The 22,957-nt window shown below is 72.5% G+C and carries 24 protein-coding genes; 8 read left to right on the top strand and 16 right to left on the bottom strand.

Annotated elements, in window-relative coordinates:
• Positions 1 to 10 precede the first annotated feature (10 nt).
• The 8 genes from ACQPW6_RS22450 to ACQPW6_RS22415 form a co-directional block, all read right to left on the bottom strand.
• Positions 11 to 1,720, bottom strand: coding sequence for an ABC transporter substrate-binding protein (locus ACQPW6_RS22450; RefSeq protein WP_433891461.1), 1,710 nt, complete (start codon positions 1,718 to 1,720; stop codon positions 11 to 13).
• Positions 1,717 to 2,691 (bottom strand): ABC transporter ATP-binding protein, encoded by a 975-nt coding sequence (locus ACQPW6_RS22445; protein ID WP_433891460.1) that lies wholly within the window; start codon positions 2,689 to 2,691, stop codon positions 1,717 to 1,719. The genes ACQPW6_RS22450 and ACQPW6_RS22445 overlap by 4 nt, the downstream gene beginning before the upstream one ends.
• The gene (locus ACQPW6_RS22440; protein ID WP_433891459.1) at positions 2,691 to 3,845 is read right to left on the bottom strand and encodes an ABC transporter ATP-binding protein; all 1,155 of its coding nucleotides are present in this window, start codon (positions 3,843 to 3,845) and stop codon (positions 2,691 to 2,693) included. The genes ACQPW6_RS22445 and ACQPW6_RS22440 overlap by 1 nt, the downstream gene beginning before the upstream one ends.
• Positions 3,842 to 4,753 carry an ABC transporter permease gene (locus ACQPW6_RS22435; protein WP_433891458.1) on the bottom strand — a complete coding sequence of 304 codons (912 nt, stop codon included), beginning with the start codon at positions 4,751 to 4,753 and terminating at the stop codon, positions 3,842 to 3,844. The genes ACQPW6_RS22440 and ACQPW6_RS22435 overlap by 4 nt, the downstream gene beginning before the upstream one ends.
• A gap of 19 nt (positions 4,754 to 4,772) precedes the next feature.
• Positions 4,773 to 5,717: an ABC transporter permease gene (locus tag ACQPW6_RS22430; RefSeq protein WP_433891457.1), complete on the bottom strand. Its 945-nt coding sequence runs from the start codon at positions 5,715 to 5,717 to the stop codon at positions 4,773 to 4,775.
• 245 nt (positions 5,718 to 5,962) lie between these two features.
• Positions 5,963 to 6,883, bottom strand: a complete 921-nt coding sequence (locus ACQPW6_RS22425; RefSeq protein ID WP_433891456.1) for a hypothetical protein — start codon at positions 6,881 to 6,883, stop codon at positions 5,963 to 5,965.
• A complete protein-coding gene (locus tag ACQPW6_RS22420; protein WP_433891455.1) occupies positions 6,883 to 7,749 on the bottom strand; it encodes a hypothetical protein in 867 nt (288 codons plus the stop codon). Before ACQPW6_RS22420 ends, ACQPW6_RS22425 begins: the two co-directional genes overlap by 1 nt.
• A 41-nt stretch (positions 7,750 to 7,790) precedes the next feature.
• Complete coding sequence (locus tag ACQPW6_RS22415) at positions 7,791 to 8,717, bottom strand: hypothetical protein (protein ID WP_433891454.1); 927 nt, start codon at positions 8,715 to 8,717, stop codon at positions 7,791 to 7,793.
• 78 nt (positions 8,718 to 8,795) lie between these two features.
• On the opposite strand from ACQPW6_RS22415, the gene ACQPW6_RS22410 reads away from it, so the two are divergent.
• The gene (locus tag ACQPW6_RS22410; RefSeq protein ID WP_433891453.1) at positions 8,796 to 9,158 is read left to right on the top strand and encodes a DsrE family protein; all 363 of its coding nucleotides are present in this window, start codon (positions 8,796 to 8,798) and stop codon (positions 9,156 to 9,158) included.
• Positions 9,159 to 9,169: 11 nt separating this feature from the next.
• On the opposite strand, the gene ACQPW6_RS22405 is transcribed toward ACQPW6_RS22410, so the two are convergent.
• From ACQPW6_RS22405 to ACQPW6_RS22370, 8 genes are all read right to left on the bottom strand, one after another.
• Entirely contained in the window at positions 9,170 to 9,499 is a 330-nt protein-coding gene (locus ACQPW6_RS22405) for a DUF3099 domain-containing protein (RefSeq protein ID WP_433891452.1), read from the bottom strand.
• A gap of 70 nt (positions 9,500 to 9,569) precedes the next feature.
• Positions 9,570 to 9,860, bottom strand: coding sequence for a DUF1416 domain-containing protein (locus ACQPW6_RS22400; RefSeq protein WP_069466740.1), 291 nt, complete (start codon positions 9,858 to 9,860; stop codon positions 9,570 to 9,572).
• A gap of 36 nt (positions 9,861 to 9,896) precedes the next feature.
• Positions 9,897 to 10,733, bottom strand: a complete 837-nt coding sequence (locus ACQPW6_RS22395) for a sulfurtransferase (protein WP_433891451.1) — start codon at positions 10,731 to 10,733, stop codon at positions 9,897 to 9,899.
• A gap of 164 nt (positions 10,734 to 10,897) precedes the next feature.
• On the bottom strand, positions 10,898 to 10,978 hold the full coding sequence (locus ACQPW6_RS22390) for a putative leader peptide (protein ID WP_355342331.1): 81 nt from the start codon (positions 10,976 to 10,978) through the stop codon (positions 10,898 to 10,900).
• A gap of 125 nt (positions 10,979 to 11,103) precedes the next feature.
• On the bottom strand, positions 11,104 to 11,805 hold the full coding sequence (locus tag ACQPW6_RS22385; protein WP_433891450.1) for an LmeA family phospholipid-binding protein: 702 nt from the start codon (positions 11,803 to 11,805) through the stop codon (positions 11,104 to 11,106).
• A gap of 243 nt (positions 11,806 to 12,048) precedes the next feature.
• Positions 12,049 to 13,584, bottom strand: a complete 1,536-nt coding sequence (locus ACQPW6_RS22380) for a hypothetical protein (RefSeq protein ID WP_433891449.1) — start codon at positions 13,582 to 13,584, stop codon at positions 12,049 to 12,051.
• 6 nt (positions 13,585 to 13,590) lie between these two features.
• Positions 13,591 to 13,896, bottom strand: coding sequence for a MoaD/ThiS family protein (locus ACQPW6_RS22375; RefSeq protein ID WP_433891448.1), 306 nt, complete (start codon positions 13,894 to 13,896; stop codon positions 13,591 to 13,593).
• A 134-nt stretch (positions 13,897 to 14,030) separates the two neighbouring features.
• Entirely contained in the window at positions 14,031 to 14,915 is an 885-nt protein-coding gene (locus ACQPW6_RS22370; protein WP_433891447.1) for an alpha/beta hydrolase, read from the bottom strand.
• A gap of 154 nt (positions 14,916 to 15,069) precedes the next feature.
• Between ACQPW6_RS22370 and ACQPW6_RS22365 the strand changes: the two genes are divergently transcribed.
• The 7 genes from ACQPW6_RS22365 to mshD all read left to right on the top strand — a co-directional run bounded on the left by ACQPW6_RS22365 (position 15,070) and on the right by mshD (position 22,810).
• A complete protein-coding gene (locus ACQPW6_RS22365) occupies positions 15,070 to 15,876 on the top strand; it encodes a response regulator transcription factor (protein WP_433891446.1) in 807 nt (268 codons plus the stop codon).
• A gap of 43 nt (positions 15,877 to 15,919) precedes the next feature.
• The gene (locus ACQPW6_RS22360) at positions 15,920 to 16,942 is read left to right on the top strand and encodes a LacI family DNA-binding transcriptional regulator (RefSeq protein WP_433891445.1); all 1,023 of its coding nucleotides are present in this window, start codon (positions 15,920 to 15,922) and stop codon (positions 16,940 to 16,942) included.
• 228 nt (positions 16,943 to 17,170) lie between these two features.
• Positions 17,171 to 18,295, top strand: a complete 1,125-nt coding sequence (locus ACQPW6_RS22355; RefSeq protein WP_433891444.1) for a S1C family serine protease — start codon at positions 17,171 to 17,173, stop codon at positions 18,293 to 18,295.
• 95 nt (positions 18,296 to 18,390) lie between these two features.
• The gene (locus ACQPW6_RS22350) at positions 18,391 to 19,143 is read left to right on the top strand and encodes a response regulator transcription factor (protein ID WP_433894622.1); all 753 of its coding nucleotides are present in this window, start codon (positions 18,391 to 18,393) and stop codon (positions 19,141 to 19,143) included.
• Entirely contained in the window at positions 19,140 to 20,558 is a 1,419-nt protein-coding gene (locus ACQPW6_RS22345) for a sensor histidine kinase (protein ID WP_433891443.1), read from the top strand. Before ACQPW6_RS22350 ends, ACQPW6_RS22345 begins: the two co-directional genes overlap by 4 nt.
• 123 nt (positions 20,559 to 20,681) lie before the next feature.
• On the top strand, positions 20,682 to 21,884 hold the full coding sequence (locus ACQPW6_RS22340; protein WP_433891442.1) for an MFS transporter: 1,203 nt from the start codon (positions 20,682 to 20,684) through the stop codon (positions 21,882 to 21,884).
• Positions 21,881 to 22,810, top strand: a complete 930-nt coding sequence (gene mshD, locus ACQPW6_RS22335) for a mycothiol synthase (RefSeq protein ID WP_433891441.1) — start codon at positions 21,881 to 21,883, stop codon at positions 22,808 to 22,810. Before ACQPW6_RS22340 ends, mshD begins: the two co-directional genes overlap by 4 nt.
• The last annotated feature ends 147 nt before the right edge of the window (positions 22,811 to 22,957 follow it).

Raw genomic sequence — 22,957 nt, 5'->3', positions numbered from 1 at the left:
GCGGGCAGGCTCAGTCGAGGTGGACGGTGGTGAGGTCGCAGAACCACGACTTCGGCTCCACGAACCCGCGCACGGACCCGAGCAGCGCCCGCGGATTGCGGTCGTCCACGATGAAGACCCACGGCGCCTGGTCGGTGAGGATCTCCACCGCCTCGGCGTACAGGTCGCTGCGCCTGGTGTCGTCGAAGGTCGCCTTGGCCTGCGCGAACAGCGCGTCCACCTTGGCGTTCTTGTAGTGGCTGACGTTCAGCGGGCTGTCGCCGCCGAAGAAGCTGGCCCAGAAGCCTTCCTGCTGCATCGTCAGGCTGATGTTGATCAGGTCGGCGCCGCCGGGGATCTTGCCGACGTAGTAGCTGGAGATCATCGAGGCCCACTCGATGGGTTCGAGCTTCACCTTGATGCCGACCTCGGCGAGGTTCTGCTGAAGTGCCTCGTTCATTGGGATCGGCACCATGTTCCCGCTGCCGCTGGTCGGATACGACAGCGACGCCGTGAAGCCGTGCGGGTAGCCGGCCGCCGCGAGCAGCCTTCTGGCCTTGGCCGGGTCGTGCCGGTAGACGTTGTTCTTCGGCCGGTAGGCGGCGTTGGCGCGGGCCACCGCCTGGTACTCGGGGTCGGCCGTGCCCTGGAGGACGTCCTTGGTGAGCGCCTCGCGGTCGATCGCGTAGTTCATCGCCTGCCGGACCCGTACGTCGTCGAACGGCTTCTTGGCGGTGTCGATGATCCACGGCCAGACGTGGTCGTAGCTGTTGGTGAGGACCTGGTAGCCCTCCTTGGACAGCCCGGGCACGTCGTCCGGCGGCGGCACCTCGATCCAGTCCACCTGGCCGGCCCGCAGCGCGGCGACCCGCGCGGTGGCGTCGGGGATCGGCAGCAGTACGACGTAGCCGACCTTGGGCCTGCCCCGCCAGTAGCTCGGGTTGGCCTTCATGACCAGCTGCTGGCCGCGGGTCACGCTCTGGTACATGAACGGGCCGGTGCCGACCGGGTGCTTCTGGAAGCCCTCGTTGCCGTACCTGCGCACCGCCGTGGGGCTGGCGAGCAGCACGGTGGTCAGGTTGGAGGGCAGGTACGACAGCGGCCCGTCGGTGCTGATCACGACGGTCATCGGCCCGGTCTTGCGCACCGCCTTGATGCCGCTGATCGCCAGCCCGGCCTGGGAGTTGAGCGCGGGATAGTAGTGCGGGCTGGTCTTGTCGAGGTAGCGCTCGAAGTTGAACACCACGGCGTCGGCGTCGAAGGGCGTGCCGTCGTGGAAGGTGACGCCCTCTCGCAGGGTGAACGTCCAGTCGGTCTTGTTGGCGGCCACCGTCCAGCCGGTCGCGAGGCCGGGCACCACCGGCGGGATCTCGGTGGCCTGGCGGAGGTCGAACCTGGTCAGCCCGTCCCAGAGCTGGTTGCCGACGAAACGGGTGCCCTCGTAGCCCTGGTTGGAGCTGAGGCCGGTGTCGAGGATCGGGATGTCGGAGGCGGTCATCGCGATGACCAGCACGTCCTTGGCCGAGGTGCCGGGCACGGTGCCGGTGGCGCCCCTGGCGCCCGGCACGCAGCCGGCCAGCGCCCCGGCGGCGCCGAGCGCGCCCGCGCCGATCAGGAAGGAGCGGCGGGTGCCGGCCCCCGGCAACCGGCGGGTGGCGGCCTCCGGCAGCGGGCGGGTGGCGGCTCCCGGCAGCGGCAGGGCCCTCGGGGCACCGGTGGTGCCGCGGGATTCGTCGGTCATGGCGTCTCCCCCGGGGCCGCGCCGACGCCGACGGGAGCCTTCGCTTCCGCGGTCAGCCAGCACGAGCTGTTGTGGGACTTGCCGACGGTGAGCAGCGTCGGCCGGTCGTGCGCGCACCGGTCGATCGCGACCGGGCAGCGGGTGTGGAAGCCGCAGCCCGGCGGCGGGGCGGCCGGGTTCGGCGGGTCGCCGCGCAGCACGATCCGGCTGCGCCCCTCGCCGGGCGACGCCGAGAGCAGCGTCTGCGTGTACGGGTGCGAGGGCGCGTTCCACACGTCGGCGGCGCTGCCCTCCTCGACGACCTTGCCGAGGTACATCACCACCACCCGGTCGCTGATGTGCTCGACGACCGAGAGGTCGTGCGAGATGAACAGGTAGGCCACGCCCAACTCCTGCTGGAGCTCCACGAGCAGGTTCAGCACCTGCGCCTGCACCGACTTGTCGAGCGCGGAGACCGCCTCGTCGCAGACCACCAGGTCCGGTTCCGTCGCCAGCGCCCGCGCGATGGCCGCGCGCTGCAACTGGCCGCCCGACATCTCGTGCGGGAAGGCGTCGGCGTGCCGCTCGGCGAGGCCCACCCGGTCCAGCAGCCGCGAGACCCGCGGGCCCCACTCCTCCCGCGGGTACCGGTGCACGCGCAGGTTGAACTCGATCGAGGAGCGGACGGTGAGCCGCGGGTTCAGTGAGGTCTGCGGATTCTGCGGCACCACCTGGAGCCGTTTGCGCAGCTCGCGCAGCCGCCGGCCGCGGGACGCCGACACGTCGGTGCCGTCGAAGGTGACGGTGCCGGCGTCGGGGGTGAGCAGCCGCAGCAGCATCTTGGCGGTGGTGGACTTGCCGCAGCCCGACTCCCCCACCAGGCCGACGGTCTCGCCCCGGTGGACGGTGAGGCTGACGGAGTCCACGGCCCGGACGCCGTTGCCGAAGGTCTTGGTCAGATCGACCGCGTCGAGCAGCACCTGATCGCTCATCACGCCACCTCGGCTTCGAGGGCGGCCGGCAGCGCGGCGCCGGCGCCCTGCTTCTCGGCGCCCTGCTTGTCGGCGCCCCGGTTCTCGGCGCCCTGACCCCCGGCGGCCGTCTCGGTGTCCGGCCCGGCGGACTCGTTCAGCACCGGGCAGGCGGCCAGGTGCCGCGGGCCGACCTGGAGCAGCTGCGGGGTGCTCTCCCGGCACTCCGGCCGGGCGAGCGCGCACCGCGCGGCGAACGCGCAGCCGCCGAACTCCGCCCCGGCCACCGGCGGCGCGCCCGGGATCGACTTCAGCGCGCCGCGCGCGGTCTCCCTGGTGGGCAGCGCGCCGAGCAGCGCCTCGGTGTACGGGTGCCGCGGGTGTGCGAGCACGTCCCTGGCGGGGCCGGTCTCCACGATGCTGCCGGCATACATCACCGCGATGACGTCGGCGATGTCGGAGGCCACCAGCACGTCGTGCGTGACCATCAGCAGCGCGGTGGACATGCGCTCCTGGAGGTCGGCGAAGAGGTCGAGGATCTGCGCCTGCACGGTGACGTCGAGCGCCGTGGTCGGCTCGTCGGCGATCAGTACGGACGGGTCGCAGCTGATGCCGATGGCGATCACCACCCGCTGCCGCATGCCGCCGGACAGCTCGTGCGGGAACGACCGGTAGGCGCGCACCGGGTCGGGGATGCCGACCAGGCGCAGCAGCTCCAGGGCCCGTTCCTTGGCGGCTGCGCGGGAGCCGGCCATCTTGTGGAGCAGCAGTACCTCGGTGATCTGCCGGCCGACCCGGCGCAGCGGGTCGAGCGCGGCGGTCGGGTCCTGCGGGACGAGCGCCACCCGCGAGCCGCGGACCCGGCGGATCCCCTCGGCGTCCAGCGGCAGCAGCGACTCTCCTTCGATCGCCACCTCGCCCTCGACGGTGGCCCGCGGGCCGTGCAGCCGCATGATCGACCGGGCGGTGACCGACTTGCCGCTGCCGCTCTCGCCGAGCAGCACCAGCGTCTGTCCGCGGTCCACCTCGAAGCTGACCGAGCGCACCGCCTCCACCCGGGTCCCCGACGAGGTGCTGAAACTGGTCCGCAGGCCGCGCACCCGCAGCGCGGGCCCGGTCGGGGCCGCCGCGGCCGATGACTCCCTGAGTGCCGTTGACTGCTCGGTGTCGGTCACGCCGTGTCCAATCGAACGTTGAGATAGCTGCGCAGACCGTCGCCGAGGACGTTGAAGGCGACGGAGACGACGAGGATCGCGACGACCGGCACGAGCAGCAGCTGCGGCTCGGTGAAGATGTACTGCTGGAGGTCGCTGATCATCAGGCCCCACTCGGCGGCCGGCGGGGAGATGCCGAGGCCGAGGAAGCTCAGGCCGGCGGCGGAGACGATCGACAGGCCGATCAGCGCGGTGCAGTAAACCATCACGGCGGGCGCGATGTTCGGCAGCACCTGGCGCAGGGCGATCGACGCCTTGGAGGCGCCGCTCGCCCGGGCCGCCTCGATGAAGTCGGCCGAGCGGAACCGCGCGGTCTCGGCCTCGGCGACCCGGGCCACCGGCGGGATCAGGATCACCGAGAGCGCGATGATCGAGTTGGAGATGCCGGAGCCGAGGGCCGCGGCGATCGCGATGGCGAGCAGCACCGCGGGGAAGGCGTAGAAGACGTCGAGCACCCGCATGACCAGGCCCCGGGTGACCTTCGCGCCGAGCCCGGCGACCAGGCCGAGCACCGTACCGGCGGAACCGGACACGGCGACCGGGATCAGCCCGGTGAGCAGCGAGGGCCGGGCGCCGTAGAGCATCCGGCTGAGGATGTCCCGGCCCTGCCCGTCGGTGCCGAGCAGGTGCCCGGACGAGCCGATGGTGTGCAGCCGGTCGGCCAGCGACCCTTGCGTCGGCGAGGACGGGGCGAGCAGCGGGGCGAAGAGCGCGGCGAGTACGACCAGCAGGACGACGGCGGCGGCGATCTTCGCCGGCAGCGGCAGCGTTCTCCTGGACCTGGCGCCGGGCACGGAAGCGGGGCGGTCGTCGGTGGACGCCTTGACGGGGACGTCGGTGGCACCGGTGGTGTCGGTGAGAGCGGACACGGCTGCTCCTTTCGTGATGTCAGGCGCGGACGCGGGGATCGACGGCCGCCTGGAGCGTGTCCACGACGATGTTGATCAGGACGAAGGCCAGCGCCGAGACGATGACGCCGGCCTGGATCACCGGCAGGTCGCGCTGCGAGATGGACTGGTAGACCAGCAGCCCGATCCCGGGCCAGCTGAACACCGTCTCGATGAAGATCACGCCGCCGAGCAGATAGCCGAGTTGCAGTCCCGCGATCGTCAGCAGCGTCGGCAGTGTGTTGTGAAAGGCGTGCCCGAGAATGCGCCGCTCGGAAAGTCCGCGGGAGCGCAGCGCGTCGATGAAATCCATACTCATGACGTCGGAGACGGTCGCCCTGAACATTCTCGCGATGATTCCCATCGGCACCAGCGCGGCGGCGATTCCGGGCAGCACGATATGGCGGGCGAGATCGCCCCAGGTGCCGCCGTCGATGGCGTTGAACATGCCCGAGGTCGGAAACCAGTGGGTGCGCGCGGCCACGTAGATGATGAGCAGCAGGCTGATCGAGTACTGGGGGACGGAGATCGACACCAGCGAGATGATGTTGCTGATCGTCGCCGACAGCCGGCCGCGGCGCAGCGCCGAGACCGCGCCGAGCGCGATGCCGCCGGTGAAGGCCAGCGCCGCGGCGAACACCGTCAGCACGATGGTGTTCTCGAAAGCCGAGGTCACCAGCGGTTCCACCGCTGTCTGCTTGGCGATCGAGGTGCCCAGGTCGCCGCGGCAGACATGGCCGATCCACGCCAGGTACTGCATCGGCAGCGCCCGGTCCAGGCCCAGCCGGGCGGTGAGGTCGGCACGCTGCTGAGCCGTGCCGGTCGGTCCCAGGAGACTCGCGATCGGGTCACCGGGGATGATCTTGATCATGATGAACACGACGATCGAGACGCCGACCACAATAGGAATGGCGGAGAGAATTCGCTTGGCCACGAAACTGGTCACGCACGACCTCCGGAATGATTTCCGCGGTCAATGGGAGGTGTCGTCACCGCCCCATTGCGTGTGCCGGAACCCGGAAACCGATTCCGATCACCGCGACGACATGGCCGGAGCGTAGAAAGATCGCGTTTCTCCGGTACGTCGGCGAGGTTGCCCTGAAGTTACGCCGATTCGGCGCGGCCGGCGAAGGCGTGACAGCGGCGATTTCCGGCCGGGCAGCACCCGTTCCGCCGAATTCGGCCGGCGGGTCAGCCGAGCAGCTGGGACTGGAGGGTCACCGTCTGCTTGAACGGCAGATCCGGCAGATAGCCCTTGCGGGTCTGGATCAGCACGGCCAGCGTGTCGCCCTCCACCAGGAAGCAGTAGCGGCCCATGGTGGCGCCGTACGGCTCGGCCTCGGTGTAGGCGTAGAGCTTGGTGTCCACCGGCATGGACTTCGACTCCAGGGAGGCGTCCTCGGGGGCGGTGTCGATACCGGCGATCCCGGCCGAGTCGGCGAGGTACTGGTACGCGATCGCATAGCCCTCGGTGACGAACTGGAGCAGGTAGACCTCTGTCCTGGTGCCGTCCGGCATCGTCCACGCACGGGCGGCGATGTGCCGCAGCCCGTCCTCCTGGAGCAGCCCGGCGGCGTCGGGTCCCCGCTCGCCGCCCTGCGTCTTGACATACGCGGCGCTGGACAGCCAGCCCTTCCCGCCGGGGAACGCCGGGTCGGCCGCCGCGTCCTTCGGCAGCGGCAGCAGCAGCGAGCGCAGGTCGGCGTAGTGCTGCCGGCCCGGGTTGTGGTCCCCGTCCAGCGGGCGCGGACTGCCCGCGGGCAGTCGCGGCAGCGCGACGGCCGGGTAGTGCCAGCGGCCGTCGCTCTGCGTGCCGAGACCCGGTATGTGGGTACGGTCGGGGCGCGTCACGGCGTACGCACTGGCGCCGCCGAGCACCGCGAAGGCCAGCACGGCGGCGGTCCAGCGCGCGAGGGCGCGCAGCCTGGGGCGCGGCGGACGGACGGGGGCGGTGCTGCCGTCGTCGTCAGGGGCGGCGGCTTCGCCGGCGGGCACGGTTTCACCGGCCGGTGCGGGCTCGCCGGACGGTGCGGACTCACCAACGGGCCCGGACACGCTGACGGGCGCGGGCTCACTGGTCGGTGCGGGCTCGGGCAGGCTGACCTCTGTCATCAGACCGCACTCCCCGTCGCGTCGATCCGGTCGAGCTGCCCGGCCACCAGCTCGGTGGACTGCTGCTTGAACGGCAGCGGGCCGCTGACATGGGCGTTGAGCATCAGATCCCCCTCGGTGGCCTCGCAGGTCATCAAGCCGATCCCGGCGTACGCGGGGTCGGAGCCGACGGCGGAATCCGGGTGGTCGTCCGGCTCGGAGTCCGAGCGCACGCAGATCGCCTCGGGGTGGCCCTCGACCGCGGGCCCCTTGCGCAGGAAGCCGTTCTTGGCGGCGGCCGCTCGGAGGCGGTCGCCCTGCTCCTTCGCCGCCTGCCGGTCCCCGACCTGGATCACTTCGAGCTGGACGGCGATCGTGCCGTCCTCGGTGCGGTAGGTCCTGAAGGCGGCGCCCTTGGCGTGCAGACCGGTCGCCAGGGCGGTCGCCTTCTTGCGCAGCGCCGCGCTGAGGGCGCTGGTGTCGCCGGTCAGCAGGCCCTCGGTCTCCTTGACGTCCAGGACGCCGTCGTTGCCGTACTGCTTGAGATCGGCGCCGGGCTCGTACCCGGACGGGATCGGCAGCAGCGCCTGGCGCAGGTCCCCGTAGTGGGCGCCGTCGGCCCGCACGCCGAAGCTCCTGCCGGTCGCCGCGGCGGTCGGCGAGGAGGCCGCCCGGGCGCCTGACGATCCGCCCCCGTCGTCCCCCCGGAACACGAGGTAGCCGCCGACCAGCGCCCCGGCCAGCACGACCGCCCCCGCCCCGAGCGCGATCCCGCGCCCCGACCGCCTGCGCCCGACGGCCGGCGCGGCCCCAGGCGCGGCCTCCGCGACCGGCTCAGGCACGACCGGCTCAGGCACGACGGGCTCAGGCAGCACCGGCTCGGGCACGACCGGCTCCCGCGCGGGCGAAGGCCCCGCCGAAGGCCCGGTCACAGCCGCTCCAGTTGCTGCTTCATCAGCGCCAGCATGGACGCGGTCGTCACCGGGCTGGCGGAGGTGGTCCAGCACTCCACCAGGATGTTGCCCCGCTGCGCCACGCCCTGGCCCTCGAACGGCGAATCCCCCTCATCGCCCTGGAAGTAGTCGCCGGGGTCGTCCTGCGTGTCGGACGAGCCCCAGACCTCCCCTCCCACCGTGCCCGGGATGGACACTCCCGGGCCCAGCCCGAAGTCGTCCTCCGCCTCGTTGCGCGCCTTGCTGACCAGCTCCGGCACATACGGGTTCACGTAGTCGCGCACCTGGGTCAGGCTCACGCCCGTGTAACCCGGATGCGCGCCCCCGGTGGACCAGGCGACCAGCACCCCGCGCCGGTAGTCGTGCGAGGCCAGGTCGGTGAACGTCCTGCCCGACTCGTAGTAGGCGGACGCGTAGTCGGCGAGCGACACCCACTGCCGGGCGACCTGCTTGCCGCCCTTGGGGGTGGGCAGCAGCTCCTTCATCAGGTCTCCGTCGTAGACGGCGATCCGGTCCTGCGCGGCCGGCAGTGCGGGCACCGCGGGTGCCGCGCCCTTGGGCTGGGCGAGCACCGGGCCGGTCAGCGGCGGCAGCGGGGTCGGCCGGCGTACGTACTGGATCCGGTAGCCGAGCCCGGCGCCGGCCACGACGCCGAGCAGCGCGGCGGCGGCGATCAGCCGCGGGGTGCGGCCGGGACGGCGCAAGCGGCGTACCGGCGCGGGCGGCGGCTCGACGGGCGGCTGCCCGACGAGCTGCTGTCCGACGAGCGGCTGCCCGCTCGGTGCGTCCGGTGCTTCCGGGCCGTCCGGCACTTCCCATGCGTCCGGCGCCGACGGCTCCGCCGTCCACTCCTCGACCTCGGAGATCGCGGCGTGCCGAAACCCCTCGTCCCTGCGCTTCACTGAGCCCCCCCGGGCTTACGTACACGCGTACGACGGACGTACGCGGAGTCGTATTATGGCACCCCTTACGCTGTGGCCATGGCCAATAAACTGGTGATCAAAGTGACCGCGGGCGCGGACGCCCCGGAGCGCTGCTCGCAGGCCTTCACCGTGGCCGCGGTCGCGGTGGCCAGCGGGGTCGAGGTGTCGCTGTGGCTGACCGGGGAGTCCGCGTGGTTCGCACTGCCGGGGCGGGCGGCGGAGTTCGAGCTGCCGCACTCGGCGCCGCTGCCCGATCTGATCGACTCGGTGCTCGCGGCCGGGCAGGTCACCCTGTGCACGCAGTGCGCGGCCCGGCGGGAGATCAGCCAGCAGGACGTGATCGAGGGCGTGCGGATCGCGGGCGCCCAGGTCTTCGTCAGCGAGATCATGCCTGACGGCGTCAAGTCGCTGGTCTACTGACCGGCCACCGCTCAGTGTCTGCGGTCCTCGCCGTCGAGCTCCTCCCACCAGCGGTCGGACTCCGGGTCTCCTGAGGGGCCCTTGCGCGGCGGGATGTACGGCTCCTGCGGCGGCGGGGGTGTCGGTGGCGGCGCGTTCAGCGGCGGGTCGTCCCACCAGCGGTCGTCCGGGCCCCGGCGGTTCGCCACGATCGCGGCGACCGGCGGGATCACCATCGCCACCACGCACATCGCGATGGCGGCGGGCACGGACCACAGGCGCACGACAGACCACGCCAGGACGAAGAGCACTACACAAGCGCCCATCATGGCGAAATACCAGTGCCGGCGGCGTGCGTACACACTTCAACGGTACGTCGGCGAGCCCCGTCCCGGAACCTGTGGGACAGGGCTCGCCGACGTCAGTGGATCCTCAGACCGCGATGGCCACCTCGGCGGCCGCGCCCTGCTGCGCCACGACGGTGCGGTCCACCGTCGCGCCGGGGACGAGCGCGCGCAGCGTCCACGTGCCCGGGGCCGCGAAGAACCGGAACTGCCCGGTCGCCGAGGTGGGCACCTCGGCGGTGAACTCGCCGCCGCCGTCGAGCAGCCGCACGTAGCCGCTGACCGGCTCGCCGTCCCGGGTCACCGACCCCTGGATGATCGTCTCGTTCGCCACGTCAACTCCTGCCAGATCCGGCCCGCCGGCCTTAGCTCCACACATAACGTTCTGCCCTCGCCTCGGTCGTCCTGTGGTCGGTCAGTTGGCGCCGAGCTCGATCGGCACGCCGACCAGCGAGCCGTACTCGGTCCACGAGCCGTCGTAGTTCTTGACGTTGGCCTGGCCGAGCAGCTCGTGCAGCACGAACCAGGTGAGCGCCGAGCGCTCACCGATGCGGCAGTACGCGATGGTGTCCTTGGCCAGGTCGACCTGCTCCTCGGCGTAGAGCGCGGTGAGCTCCTCGTCCGACTTGAAGGTGCCGTCGTCGTTGGCGTTCTTCGACCACGGGATGTTGCGGGCGGTCGGCACGTGGCCGGGGCGCTGCGACTGCTCCTGCGGGAGGTGCGCCGGGGCCAGCAGCTTGCCGGAGAACTCGTCGGGCGAGCGCACGTCGACCAGGTTCAGGCTGCCGATGGCCGCCGCCACGTCGTCGCGGAAGGCGCGGATCGAGGTGTCCTGGGCCTTGGCGGTGTACGAGGTCGCCGCGCGCTCCGGGACGGCCGCGACCAGGTCGCGGGAGTCGAGCTCCCACTTCTTGCGGCCGCCGTCGAGCAGCTTGACCGACTCGTGGCCGTACAGCTTGAAGTACCAGTAGGCGTACGACGCGAACCAGTTGTTGTTGCCGCCGTAGAGCACCACGGTGTCGTCGTTGGCGACGCCCTTGGCGGACAGCAGCGCCTCGAAGCCGGCCTGGTCGATGAAGTCGCGGCGGACCGGGTCCTGGAGGTCCTGCTTCCAGTCGATCCTGACCGCGTTCTTGATGTGGTTCTTCTCGTAGGCCGAGGTGTCCTCGTCCACCTCGACGATGACCACCTTGGGGTCGTCGATGTGGGCCTCGACCCAGTCGGCGTCCACCAGGACGTCACTGCGGCTCATGTTGCTCTCCTCCGGGGCAGTACGGATGTGCGGTGGGGCGCGGTGCGGTGCGGGTGCGCGACAGCGCGCAGGGGGGATGTGCCGCGGGGCGGCGGCACGGAGCGGGGCAGGCAGGCGGCGCCGGGGGCCTTGCGGCCGGCTTCGGCACGGGGGAGCTGCCGCCCCTAGGGCATGCGACAGAGCATGGCGGCGACGCGGCACAGGTCTACTGCCCGCCGCTTCGTGAGATCCGCCTGTCGCTTCATGGTCCCGATCGTAGGGAAATGAACCCGTAGGTGTCACCGTCGTGTCATATACCGAGACAAGATTGTCCGAATGGCGGAAGAATCGAACCCGGGTGTCATCGCACCACGCTGCGGACGCCACCGTCTCAGCGGGCGAGAACCACCTGCTGGCCGTCCGCGGCCACCGAGATGCCGTCCGGCGTGGAGGTCACACTGGTCAGCGAGATGCCGGACGGCAGGTGGGTGAGCGGCCGGGTGAAGTCGATCTGACGCCGGATCTCGTCGTCAAGACCCAGTGCGGTGAACGCCTTCGGCAGCGTCTGCGCGCGCAGCCTGATCGAGTCGGGGCGCACCACGCTGACCTCGCTGAGCACGCTGACCTTGTTCGCGATCCCGGGCACCTGGGCGCTCAGCTTGACCAGCGTCTTCCCGTCCTTGGTCGGGCCGCCGTACGACACGGTGATCCCGTCCGGCGCGGCCTTGGTCAGGTCGGCATAGGTGAGGAAAGCGATGCCGTCGGCGCTGTCGGCGACCGCGCGGCGGTAGCTGTCGGAGAACTTCACCCCGTGCAGGTCGGCGTGGAAGCTGTCGATCCGCAGCACGCCCTGGCCGTCGTCGGCGGCGATGTCCTTGGCGGAGATCTTCACGTCGTCCAGCTTGCCCGACAGCACCTGGGTCAGGAACGGGAAGCCCTCGATGCTCACCTTCGGCTTCTCGGTGAGGTTCTCGGTGGTCTGGGCCCGCTCGGCGGCCTTGTTCTGCGCCACCCGGACCGTGACGCGGTCGGCCACGACGAACAGGATGCCGACGATCACCACGACGATCAGGACTATCCGCGCCACACGCATCCGTACGACTCCCCGGGCTCAGCTGCCGTTCGAAGTTCCGCCGGCGTGCTGCCGACGTTCCGCAACGCCTGACGGGCGGCGGGGCCCGGGTGGTTCCCGGCGGTAGTGATCTGTTATCCGACCCACAGGCGGTGGGACGGGTTCCGGTTCGGCTTCCCGGCCGCGCCGCCTTCACTCCCCGGCCGGCGCCGCCTTCACTCCCCGGCCGCTCCCCCGGGCGCTCCCCGGGGCGCGCGTGAAGCCTCAGGCCAGCGCCCTGCTCAGCACGTAGACCACCGGCGCGGCGGCCGTCAGCGGCAGCGCCACGCCCGCCGTGAAGTGCACGAAGCGGGACGGGAAGTCGTAGCTGGCCACCCGCAGCCCGATCAGCGCGCAGGCGCCCGCGGCGGCGGCGAGCAGCACGGCGTGACCGGTCGGGTAGCCGGCCGCGTGCCCGGTGGCGTAGCCACTGGCCGCGGCGAGCAGCAGCGACCCGGCGATCGACACCGCGGCCCCCGGCAGCGGCAGCGCCCTGACCAGGGTCGCGACGGCCACGGCGATCGCGGCGACCACCACCGGGTCGGTGCCGGTGTGCGCGGTGGCGGTGGCGAGGTAGCCGGCGGCGAGGACGGTGAGCAGCGTGGAGGCGGAGGTCGCCGTCAGCGACGACAGCCGCTCGTCGGGGCTGCCGTGGTGCCGCAGTTGCAGGACCAGGACGAGCAGCAGCCAGACGCCGAGCGTCCCGACCAGGGCGGCCGGGCCGTGCGCGCCGGTCACCGCGAGCACGGCGGCGTCGGCGACGACCCCGCCGAGGAACGCCAGCGCGATGCCCTGCCGGGCCGGCCACATCCCGTTCAGCCGGAACCACCCGGCGGCGGTCACCGCCTGGAGCACGACGAGGACCACGGCGAGCCCCGGCTTCCCGATCGCCGCCCCGGCGGCGAGCAGCCCGCCGAGCACGTCGGTGAGCGCGGCCGGCTGGATCCCGGGCGCGATGATCGGCGACCCGCTCCGCACGGGCGGGGCTTCGGCGCCGTCCGGGCCAGGCCCGTCCTCGATGACGGGCAGGACGGCGGTCTGCCCGACCGCCTGCGCCGGGCTCTCCTGGTACCCGGCACGGGCGTAGGGGTGCTGGACGGCGCCGTAGACGTTCGGATCGCCGGTGCTGTGGGTGTCGGCGGCGCCGTAGCCGCTGTGGGGGGTGCCGGCGCCGTAGCCGCTGGGGGCGGAGCCGGCGCTGTACGGGTCGGCGGGCGCGGGAACGCTGTACGGGTCCTGCGGCTGCTGGGCGGGGGCGCCGTACGCGTTCGGGTCGGCGGTGCCGTAGCCGTTGCCGTTGCCGTTGCCGCCGGGGTACGCGCTGTCGGTGCCGTAGGTGGTGCCGGCGCCGTACCCGCCGTCCGTGCCGTACCCGTTGTCGGTGCCGTACGGGTAGGTGCTGTCGGCGGCGTACTGCTGCGGGTCGGCTGCCGCGGGGGTCGGGTCCCAGCTCTGGGCGCCGGCGGGTGCCGCGTAGTCGCCGGTCCAGCCGTTGCCGGTCAGCGGTTCGGGTACGTACGCCCCGCCCTGCGGGCCGGGCGCGTAACCGTCACCCTCCGGGCCGGCGGCATACCCGTACCCGTCGCTCTGCGGCTGCGGGCCGGGCGGGTAGCCGTACCCCTCCTGCTGGCCCGGCGGGTAACCGTAGCCGTCACTGCGGCCGCCGGCCGGAGCCTGGCCTTCGTACTCGTACGCGCCGGCACCGTCCGCGCCCGGGCGCGGGTGGTTCGGGGTGTCCTCACCGGATGGCGGGTAGGGCATGGGGGCTCAGCCTCCTGCGAAGGGGGGGAGGACTTCCACGGTGCCGCCCGCGGCCAGCGGGACCTTCGTGTGGTCGCGGCTGCCGACCGGGTGGCCGTCCACCAGGAAGGAGCTGCGCAGCAGGACCTGGGCGAACTCGGGGCGGCGGGCGTGCCGGGCCCGGGCGCCGGCCAGCGCCTCGGCGAGGGTGGCCGCGCGGTACGGCTCCTCCGCGGTGCCCGCGGCGGCCTTGGCCGCGGCCCAGTAGCGGATCCTGCCCGCCACAGGGCGCGGGTCCGTCTCCGTTCCTGCTCCGGGTGCTGGTGCCGCCATCACGCTTCCGTCCTCACCGGGCCCGTGCCGCGAGCCGCGTTTCGCCGTACCGCGCTCCGCGTTCCCCGGGTCCGAAAGATCTTCCGCGGTTCTTCCACCGCGCCATCGTTCGCGTCCATCATGGCCCGTCCGCGTCACATCTCGGCAACGCGCCCGGTGAGCCACTGCCCGATCCGGGCCAGCAGGTCCGGCCCGGCGGCGTTCTCGGCGTGCCCGAAGCCGGGCTCGATCCACAGCTCGGCGCCGTCGGGGCCGGCCGCGGCGGCCAGCGAGCGCGGGTGGTCGAGCGGGAAGTAGCCGTCCTGGTCGCCGTGCACGATCAGCAGCGGCGTCGGGGCGATGTACGGCACGGACTCCACCGGTGACAGCGGCACCGGGTCCCAGTCCCGTGAGTTGATCCGGGTCTTCAGGCCGAACCGGGTCACCGCCCGGCCGGTCCGCCGGGTGACCAGCCAGTGCACCCGCCGCATCGGCGCCGTTCCCCGGTAGTACCAGCGGGCCGGCGAGCTGACCGACACCACGGCGTCGACCTGGGTGTCCGCCGCGTCAACCTCGGTACCGGCCGCGTCAACCTCCGGCCCCGTGTTCAACACCTCCGTGCGGTTTCCCAGCCGTCCGGCCTGCCGCAGCACCACCGAGCCGCCCATCGAGAAGCCCACCGTGGCCACCCGCCGGTAGCCCAGCTCCCGAGCCCAGCGCACCGCCGCGTCCAGGTCGAGCACCTCCAGGTCGCCGACCGTGGACCGGCCGCCGGACCCGCCGTGGCCGCGGAAGGAGAAGGTCACCACCGCCCCGAACGCGCTCAGGTCGCGGGCCGTCCGCCGCACCGCGGGCCGCTCCAGGGCGCCGGTGAACCCGTGCGCGACGACGATGGCCAGCTGGCTGGATCCGCTACGCGCCGGACGGTACTCGGCGTCGATCGAAACACCGTCCGACGTCAACAGAAACACCCGCCGGCCACCCGAAGTGATCGGCGAAACACGCAAACGCTCGTCATAGGCCTCGGCAGCGGTGTCCATATCGGCTATTCTTCCGTGCACGAGGACCTGGGCAATGTCGCCCCCGGGTCCTTTCGTGCTTTCCCGCACGAAACATGCCGTCCTCGCGGGGAACCGAGGAGAGGTTCACTTTGAGCCAGTCGAACGTGCGAGTTCAGACCGACGGGAGTGCCCGGTGAGTTCTCTTCTGCTGCTGACCAACGCCCTCCAGCCGTCCACCGAAGTGCTGCCCGCGCTCGGGCTGCTGCTGCACAGCGTGCGTGTGGCGCCCGCCGAGGGGCCCGCGCTGGTGGACACCCCCGGCGCCGACGTGATCCTGATCGACGGGCGCCGCGATCTTCCGCAGGTGCGCAGCCTGTGCCAGCTGCTGCGCTCCACCGGCCCCGGCTGCCCGCTGATGCTGGTGGTCACCGAGGGCGGCCTCGCCGCCGTCACCGCGGACTGGGGCATCGACGACGTCCTGCTCGACACCGCGGGCCCGGCCGAGGTCGAGGCGCGGCTGCGGCTGGCCATGGGCCGCCAGCAGATCACCACCGACGACAGCCCGATGGAGATCCGCAACGGCGACCTGTCGGTCGACGAGGCCACCTACAGCGCCAAGCTCAAGGGCCGGGTCCTGGACCTGACCTTCAAGGAGTTCGAGCTGCTCAAGTACCTGGCCCAGCACCCGGGCCGGGTCTTCACCCGCGCCCAGCTGCTGCAAGAGGTGTGGGGCTACGACTACTTCGGCGGTACCCGCACCGTGGACGTCCACGTGCGGCGGCTGCGCGCCAAGCTCGGCGTCGAGCACGAGTCGCTGATCGGCACCGTGCGCAACGTCGGCTACCGCTTCGTGACACCGGAGAAGGTGGAGCGGGCGGCCGAGGAGGCCGCCAGGAGCGAGGCGGCGCAGGGCCGCGGCGAGAAGCCGGCCGAGCAGCCGGGCCAGTCCGGCTCCGGGCAGGCCGGGACCTCCGCCCGGGCCACCGGGCAGACCGTATGACGACCTGTGTGGCGGGCGGATAGACACGCGTAGACTGCGCGACGTGCCCAAGGTGACGCGCGACGACGTGGCCAGGCTGGCGGGGACCTCCACCGCGGTCGTCAGCTACGTCATCAACAACGGACCGAGGCCGGTCGCCCCGGCCACCCGCGAGCGCGTGCTCGCGGCCATCAAGCAGCTCGGCTATCGCCCGGACCGGGTGGCCCAGGCGATGGCCAGCCGCCGTACCGACCTGATCGGCCTGATCGTGCCGGACGCGCGGCAGCCGTTCTTCGCGGAGATGGCGCACGCGGTCGAACAGGCCGCGTCCGACCGCGGAAAGATGGTGCTGGTCGGCAACTCCGACTACCTCGACGAGCGCGAGGTGCACTATCTGCGGGCGTTCCTCGGCATGCGGGTCTCCGGTCTGATCCTGATCAGCCAGGGCCCCAGCGAGAACGCGGCCACCGAGATCGAGGCGTGGGACGCGCGGGTGGTGCTGCTGCACGAGCGGCCCGAGGCGATCGACGACATCGCGGTGGTCACCGACGACATCGGCGGCGCCCAACTGGCCACCCGGCACCTGCTGGAGCACGGCCACCCGTATGTGGCGTGCCTGGGCGGCACCGAGGTCACACCGGAGATCGGCGACCCGGTGACCGACCACGTCGTCGGCTGGAGACGGGCGATGGAGGAGGCGGGGCGGTCCACCGAGGGCCGCCTTTTCCAGGCCCCGTACAACCGCTACGACGCGTACGAGGTCGCGCTCGGCCTGCTGGCCGGCCCGGACCGGCCGCCGGCCATCTTCTGCGCGACCGACGACCAGGCGATCGGCGTGCTCCGCGCGGCCCGCGAGCTCCGGCTCGACGTGCCGGGCCAGCTCGCGGTCGCCGGCTTCGACGACGTGAAGGAGGCGGCCCTCGCCGACCCGCCCCTCACGACGGTGGCCTCCGACCGCCAGGCCATGGCCCGCGCGGCGGTCGACGCGGTGCTCGACGACTCGCTGCGGGTGCCCGGCGTGCGGAGGGAACGGCTGCGGACGTTCCCCTCGCGCCTGGTGGTCCGCGGCTCCTGCGGCTGCCACTAGCCGGCCTCCGGCCCGGTGCCGCGGAGATCCCCGTTCCGCAGGGGGTGCTTGCGGTCGTTCCGGGCCTGCCAGCCGTCCGTGGCTTGTCGCGCGGTTCCCCGCGCCCCTTCGGGGCCCGACCGGGGCCCGACCGGCGACGATCTTCCTTACAACGGGCATACCCACTTCTGCCGGGCTTCTCAGCGTGTGCTCAGCGAGCTCTCATCTTCGGAGCCCACAGTCAATGACATGACCGAGAGCAGCGACCGCAACGGCGGCGAATCCCCGTACCAGCACGACCCCGCTCTTCCCAGCTACTTCGGACCCACGGGTCCGGCCCAGTACCAGCAGGCCGGTCACGACCAGGGCTTCCCGCCGCCGCCCCCGTACGAGGCGGGCCTCGCCGGAGCCCCCGGTGACGGCGCCCCGCCCCGGCGGCGCAGGGCCGGCCGGCCGGCCGCGCTGTTCGCCGCGGTCGCGCTCGCGGCCGGTGTGATCGGCGGCGGCGCGGGCGCGCTGATCGGCAACGCGACCGACAACCACAGCAACAGCACCACCACGGCCAGCGCGGCGGTCAACGCCGCCAAGATCGACGGCAGCGTCTCCAGCGTGGCCAAGGCGCTCAGCCCCAGCGTCGTGGAGATCGACGCGACGTCCAACGAGGGCAAGTCCACCGGCGCCGGCGTCATCATCACCGGTGACGGCCAGATCATCACCAACAACCACGTCATCGCCGGCGCGGACTCGGTGTCGGTGACCTACAGCAACGGCAAGTCCGCCAAGGCCACCGTGGTCGGCACCGACTCCAAGAAGGACCTCGCGCTGATCAAGGTGACCGGCGCCAGCGGCCTGCCCGCCGCCGTCCTCGGCGACTCCTCCGGGCTGGCGATCGGTGACTCGGTGGTCGCGATCGGCTCCCCCGAGGGCCTGAGCAACACCGTGACCAGCGGCATCGTCTCGGCGCTCAACCGCGATGTGACCGTGCCGGTCGAGGACGGCCAGAGCCAGGGCCAGCAGCAGGAGCAGAGCCCGTACGGCCAGGGCGGCGGTCAGAGCGGCGGCCTCGGCGGCGGCAACAGCAACGGCGACCAGTGGCCGTTCTCCTTCGGCGGCAACCAGTACAACGGCGACACCGGCAGCTCCACCACCACGTACAAGGCGATCCAGACCGACGCCTCGCTCAACCCCGGCAACTCCGGCGGTGCCCTGATCAACATGAGCGGTCAGATCATCGGCATCAACTCCGCGATGTACGCGGACTCCTCCTCGTCGAGCGACTCCTCGAGCGCCGGCAGCGTCGGCCTCGGCTTCGCCATCCCGATCAACACCGTCAAGGCCGACCTGGCCACCCTGCGCGCCGGCGGCACGAACTGACCGTGCCACCGCTCCGCCAGGGCCGTGCCGTGCGACGCTGAAAGGGCCCGATCCCGATGATCCCGACCCCTTCGACGCCGAGCAGCGAGGTCACCATGAGTTCCGCCATAAGTTCAGGTGAGAGCGGCGAGGCGCCGGCCCGCGTGCTGATCGTGGACGACGAGCCCGCGGTGCGCGAGGCGCTTCGCCGCAGTCTGGCCTTCGAGGGCTACGACACGGCGCTGGCCGCCGACGGGATGGCGGCGCTCGAACAGGCCGAGGCGTACCGCCCGGACGCGATCGTGCTCGACGTGCTGATGCCGCGGATGGACGGCCTCACCACCGCACGCCGGCTGCGCTCCACCGGGGTGACCACGCCGATCCTGATGCTCACCGCCCGCGACACCGTCGGCGACCGGGTCACCGGCCTCGACGCGGGCGCCGACGACTACCTCGTCAAGCCGTTCGAGCTCGACGAGCTGCTCGCCAGGCTGCGCGCCCTGCTGCGGCGCAGCTCCTACGCGGCCCCCGCCGGCCAGTCCGGCGACGGGGGCCACGCGCTGACGTTCGCCGACCTGCGGATGGACCTGACCACCCGCGAGGTGACCCGGGCGGACCGCCCGGTGGAGCTGACCCGCACCGAGTACACCCTCCTCGAACTCTTCCTCAGCCACCCGCGCCAGGTGCTCACCCGCGAGCAGATCCTCAAATCGGTGTGGGGCTTCGACTTCGAGCCGTCCTCCAACTCGCTGGACGTGTACGTGATGTATCTGCGCCGCAAGACCGAGGCCGGCGGCATGCCGCGGGTCGTGCACACGGTGCGCGGGGTGGGTTACGTCCTCCGCGCGCCAGACGGCGGCCACGCGTGAACCGGCTGTCCCTGCGCTCCCGGCTGGCGCTGCTGACGGCCGCAGCGGTGGCGGTCGCGGTGGCGGCGGCGGCACTGGCGTGCTGGCTGATCACCAGGGACCAGCTGATGAAGGAGCTGGACAAGTCGCTGCGCCAGCCGGACCTCGTGTCCGTAGGGGTGATCTCCAACACCCTGCACCAGGACGGCTGCCACGCCACCGCGCCCACGCAGGGCGACGCTCCCGGGCGTTACATCTCAGCCACCACCTCCGCCCAGGTGGTGCTGGCCGACGGCACGTCCTGCTGGGTGCAGGGCCACATCACGATCCCCACGAACGAGACCGACCGCCAGATCGCGGCCCGCGAAGTGCCCGACGGCGTGCTGCGCACCGTCACCGCGAACGGCCAGAAGCTCCGCGTCTTCACCGCGCCCACGAACATCACCGTGGGCGGGGTTCCCGCCGCTGTCTCCGTGGCCCGCCCACTCAGCGATGTCACCGATCCGCTCACCACGCTGGCCTGGGTGCTGCTCGCGGTCGCCGGCATCGGCGTCGTCGGGGCGGGGGCCGCGGGCACGGTGATCGCCCGGACGGGACTGCGGCCGGTCGACCGGCTGACCGGCACCGTCGAGCACATCGCCCGCACCGAGGACCTGAACGTGCGGATCCCCGTCGAGGGCGAGGACGAGATCGCCCGGCTCGGCTCGTCGTTCAACGCGATGACCGCCGCGCTGGCGTCCTCCCGGGACCGGCAGCAGCAGCTCATCGCCGACGCCGGGCACGAGCTGCGGACGCCTTTGACGTCGCTGCGCACCAACATCGAGCTGCTGGAGCGCAGCGAGGCCACCGGGCGGGCGCTGCCGCCCGAGGACCGCAAGGCGCTGCTCGCGTCGGTGAAGGCGCAGATGACCGAGCTGGCCGCGCTGATCGGCGACCTCCAGGAGCTGTCCCGGCCGGACGCCGTGCGCACCCTGGACGTGGTGGCCGTGCACGAGGTGACCGGTACCGCGATCGAGCGGGCCAGGCTGCGCGGCCCCGACCTGAAGCTGATCGCGGACGTGCAGCCGTGGTTCGTCCGCGGTGAGGCCGCCGCGCTGGAGCGGGCGATCGTCAACCTGCTGGACAACGCGGTGAAGTTCAGTCCGCCCGGCGGCGAGATCGAGGTGCGGCTGTACCGCGGGCAGTTGACGGTCCGCGACCACGGTCCCGGCATCCCGGCCGAGGAACTGCCGCACGTCTTCGAACGGTTCTGGCGCTCGTCGTCGGCGCGGTCGCTGCCGGGCAGCGGGCTCGGCCTGTCGATCGTGGCCAGGACCGTGCAGCAGTCGGGCGGCGAGGTCTCGCTCGGCCCGGCGCCCGGCGGGGGCACGCTGGCCACCGTGACGCTGCCGGGCGCGCCGACCGCGCCGCCGGACGGGCCGGTGCCGACCGGCTGAACCGCCCCGGATCAGGGCGGGTCCAGGGTCGGCGCAGGTCTCAGTATCCGGAATGATCTGTCTCAATCAGTGGATCACCTCCATAGTTGTCGGTACCACCGACCTGAGGAGGTGCGTGCACCCGTGCGCCGCTGGATCATGCTGGCCCTGGGCACCGCCGCGCAGACCGCCGCCTGTGCGTTCGTCTACGGAATCCCCTACCTGGCCGACGAGTTGCGCGACCGGGAGCACCTCAGCCTCACCCAGGTCGGGCTGCTGGTGGCCTGCCCCACCGCCGGCCTGGTGCTCGCCCTGTACCTGTGGGGCGCCGCCGCCGACCGGTGGGGCGAGCGGGTGGTGATCTCGCTCGGCCTCGGCGCCGCCGCCGCCGCGCTGGCCGGTGCCGCCTGGGGCGCGCACGGCATGGTGGCGCTCGGCCTGCTGCTGATGCTGGCCGGCGCGGCCGGCGCCTCGGTGTACTCGGCCAGCGGGCGGCTGGTGATGGGCTGGTTCGCCGCGAAGGAACGCGGCCTGGCGATGGGCATCCGGCAGACCTCCACCCCGCTGGGCATGGGACTGGCCGCGCTGGCCATGCCGCCGCTGGCCGCCGACCACGGGCTGACCGGCGCGATCGGCTTCCTCTCGGTGCTGTGCGGGGTGATCGCCGTACTGATCGCGCTGTTCGCCGCCGACCCGGCCAGGTCCGCCAAGGCCGCGGCCGGCGAGCCGGCCGGGAACCCGTACCGCGGGTCCCGGCTGCTGTGGCGGATCCACGGGTCGGCCGCGCTGCTGGTGATCCCGCAGTTCACCGCGGGCGCGTTCGCGCTGGTGCTGCTGGTGGACGTACGCGGCTGGTCGCCGGTGCACGCCGGGCAGCTGATCGCCGGTGCCCAGGGGCTGGGCGCGCTGTCCCGCATCCTGGTCGGCCGCTGGTCGGACCGGGTCGGCAACCGGCTGCGCCCGATGCGGCAGCTGGCCGTACTGACCGCGGCCGTGGTCGGCGGCGCCGCGGTGGCCACCGCGTTCCCGTCCCCGCTGACCCCGGTGCTGCTGGTGGTCGCGATCGCCATCACGTCCAGCACCAACGGCCTGTCCTTCACCTCCACCGCGGAGATCGCGGGCCCGGCCTGGTCCGGCAGGGCGCTCGGCGTCCACAACACCGGCCAGAACCTCACCGCCGCCCTGGTGCCGCCGGCGATGGCCGCGCTGATCTCGGCCACCGCCTACTGGCCGGGCTTCGCCCTCGCCGCGGCGGCCACCTGCGCCTCCGCCGTGCTGATCCCGGTGCCGGCGGCCCGGCAGGCATCCCGTCCGGTGGCGGAGCCCGCCCGTACGATCGGGGCATGAGCGAGCGGCGGATCGAGACCCTGGACGAACTGACCCCGGAGGCCGCCGACGCGGTGCTCGGCCTGATCGGCGCCGCCGCGGCGGCCGACGGCCAGCCCGCGGTCTCCGAGCAGGGCAGGCTGTACGTACGGCGCGGGGCCCGGGAGGGCGTACGGCATCTGCTGCTGTGGACCGGCGGCGACGGTGACCCGGTGCTCACCGGGTACGGGCAGCTCGACGGGGCCGATCCCGTCGAGGCGCCGGCCGCCGAGTTCCTGGTGCACCCCGAGCACCGCTCGCAGGGCCACGGCACCGCCCTGGCCCGGGCCCTGCTCGACGCCAGCGGGCGCCGGCTGCGGGTGTGGGCGCACGGCGGACACCCGGCGGCCCGGCACCTGGCCAGGCAGCTGAACCTGAAGCTCTTCCGCGAGCTGCGGCAGATGCGCCGCCCGCTGGGCCCGGACGCCGAGCCGCTGCCGGACCCGGCGCTGCCCGCGGACGTCACCGTGCGCGCCTTCGTACCCGGCCAGGACGAGGACGCCTGGCTCGCGGTGAACGCGGCGGCCTTCGCGCACCACCCCGAGCAGGGCGGCCTGACCGCGCAGGACCTGTCCGACCGCGAGGCCGAGCCGTGGTTCGACCCGGCCGGCTTCTTCCTGGCCTTCCGCGACGGCGAGCTGGCCGGCTTCCACTGGACGAAGGTCCACGCGGACGCCGGCGCCGAGCCTCTGGGCGAGGTCTACGTCGTCGGCGTGGCCCCCGGCCGCCAGGGCGGCGGCCTCGGCCGCGCGCTCACGGCGATCGGCCTGCGCCACCTGGAGCAGGACCGCGCCCTGCGCACCGTCCTCCTCTACGTGGACGCCGACAACACCGCCGCCGTACACGTGTACGAAAAGCTCGGCTTCACGACGTACGAGGTCGACCTGATGTACCGGACAGAAAACTGACGGAATTCAGCCAGGTCCCTTGCGGCGCCCGGGGCGCGGCCCGAAACCGCCCCCGCCGGAAGCGCCCCGGATGCCTGGCGGCAACGCTCTCGTTACCAGTGATTCAACCTCGCTTGCGAGCATCGCAGAATGCAGCACCCGGCCCCT

Source organism: Streptomyces sp. CA-111067 (assembly GCF_050956065.1).
Classification (GTDB): domain Bacteria; phylum Actinomycetota; class Actinomycetes; order Streptomycetales; family Streptomycetaceae; genus Actinacidiphila.
The sequence above is the reverse complement of the archived record's forward strand: the minus strand, read 5'-3'. Positions and strand labels throughout refer to the sequence as shown.

Excerpts from the sequence above, each read along its gene's own strand:
- ACQPW6_RS22450 (WP_433891461.1), bottom strand. The coding sequence starts at position 1,720 with ATGACCGACGAATCCCGCGGCACCACCGGTGCCCCGAGGGCCCTGCCG.
- ACQPW6_RS22445 (WP_433891460.1), bottom strand. The coding sequence starts at position 2,691 with ATGAGCGATCAGGTGCTGCTCGACGCGGTCGATCTGACCAAGACCTTC.
- ACQPW6_RS22425 (WP_433891456.1), bottom strand. The coding sequence starts at position 6,883 with ATGACAGAGGTCAGCCTGCCCGAGCCCGCACCGACCAGTGAGCCCGCG.
- ACQPW6_RS22410 (WP_433891453.1), top strand. The coding sequence starts at position 8,796 with ATGGCCAATAAACTGGTGATCAAAGTGACCGCGGGCGCGGACGCCCCG.
- ACQPW6_RS22400 (WP_069466740.1), bottom strand. The coding sequence starts at position 9,860 with ATGTGTGGAGCTAAGGCCGGCGGGCCGGATCTGGCAGGAGTTGACGTG.
- ACQPW6_RS22395 (WP_433891451.1), bottom strand. The coding sequence starts at position 10,733 with ATGAGCCGCAGTGACGTCCTGGTGGACGCCGACTGGGTCGAGGCCCAC.
- ACQPW6_RS22390 (WP_355342331.1), bottom strand. The coding sequence starts at position 10,978 with ATGAAGCGACAGGCGGATCTCACGAAGCGGCGGGCAGTAGACCTGTGC.
- ACQPW6_RS22385 (WP_433891450.1), bottom strand. The coding sequence starts at position 11,805 with ATGCGTGTGGCGCGGATAGTCCTGATCGTCGTGGTGATCGTCGGCATC.
- ACQPW6_RS22380 (WP_433891449.1), bottom strand. The coding sequence starts at position 13,584 with ATGCCCTACCCGCCATCCGGTGAGGACACCCCGAACCACCCGCGCCCG.
- ACQPW6_RS22375 (WP_433891448.1), bottom strand. The coding sequence starts at position 13,896 with ATGGCGGCACCAGCACCCGGAGCAGGAACGGAGACGGACCCGCGCCCT.
- ACQPW6_RS22370 (WP_433891447.1), bottom strand. The coding sequence starts at position 14,915 with ATGGACACCGCTGCCGAGGCCTATGACGAGCGTTTGCGTGTTTCGCCG.
- ACQPW6_RS22355 (WP_433891444.1), top strand. The coding sequence starts at position 17,171 with ATGACCGAGAGCAGCGACCGCAACGGCGGCGAATCCCCGTACCAGCAC.
- ACQPW6_RS22350 (WP_433894622.1), top strand. The coding sequence starts at position 18,391 with ATGAGTTCCGCCATAAGTTCAGGTGAGAGCGGCGAGGCGCCGGCCCGC.
- mshD (WP_433891441.1), top strand. The coding sequence starts at position 21,881 with ATGAGCGAGCGGCGGATCGAGACCCTGGACGAACTGACCCCGGAGGCC.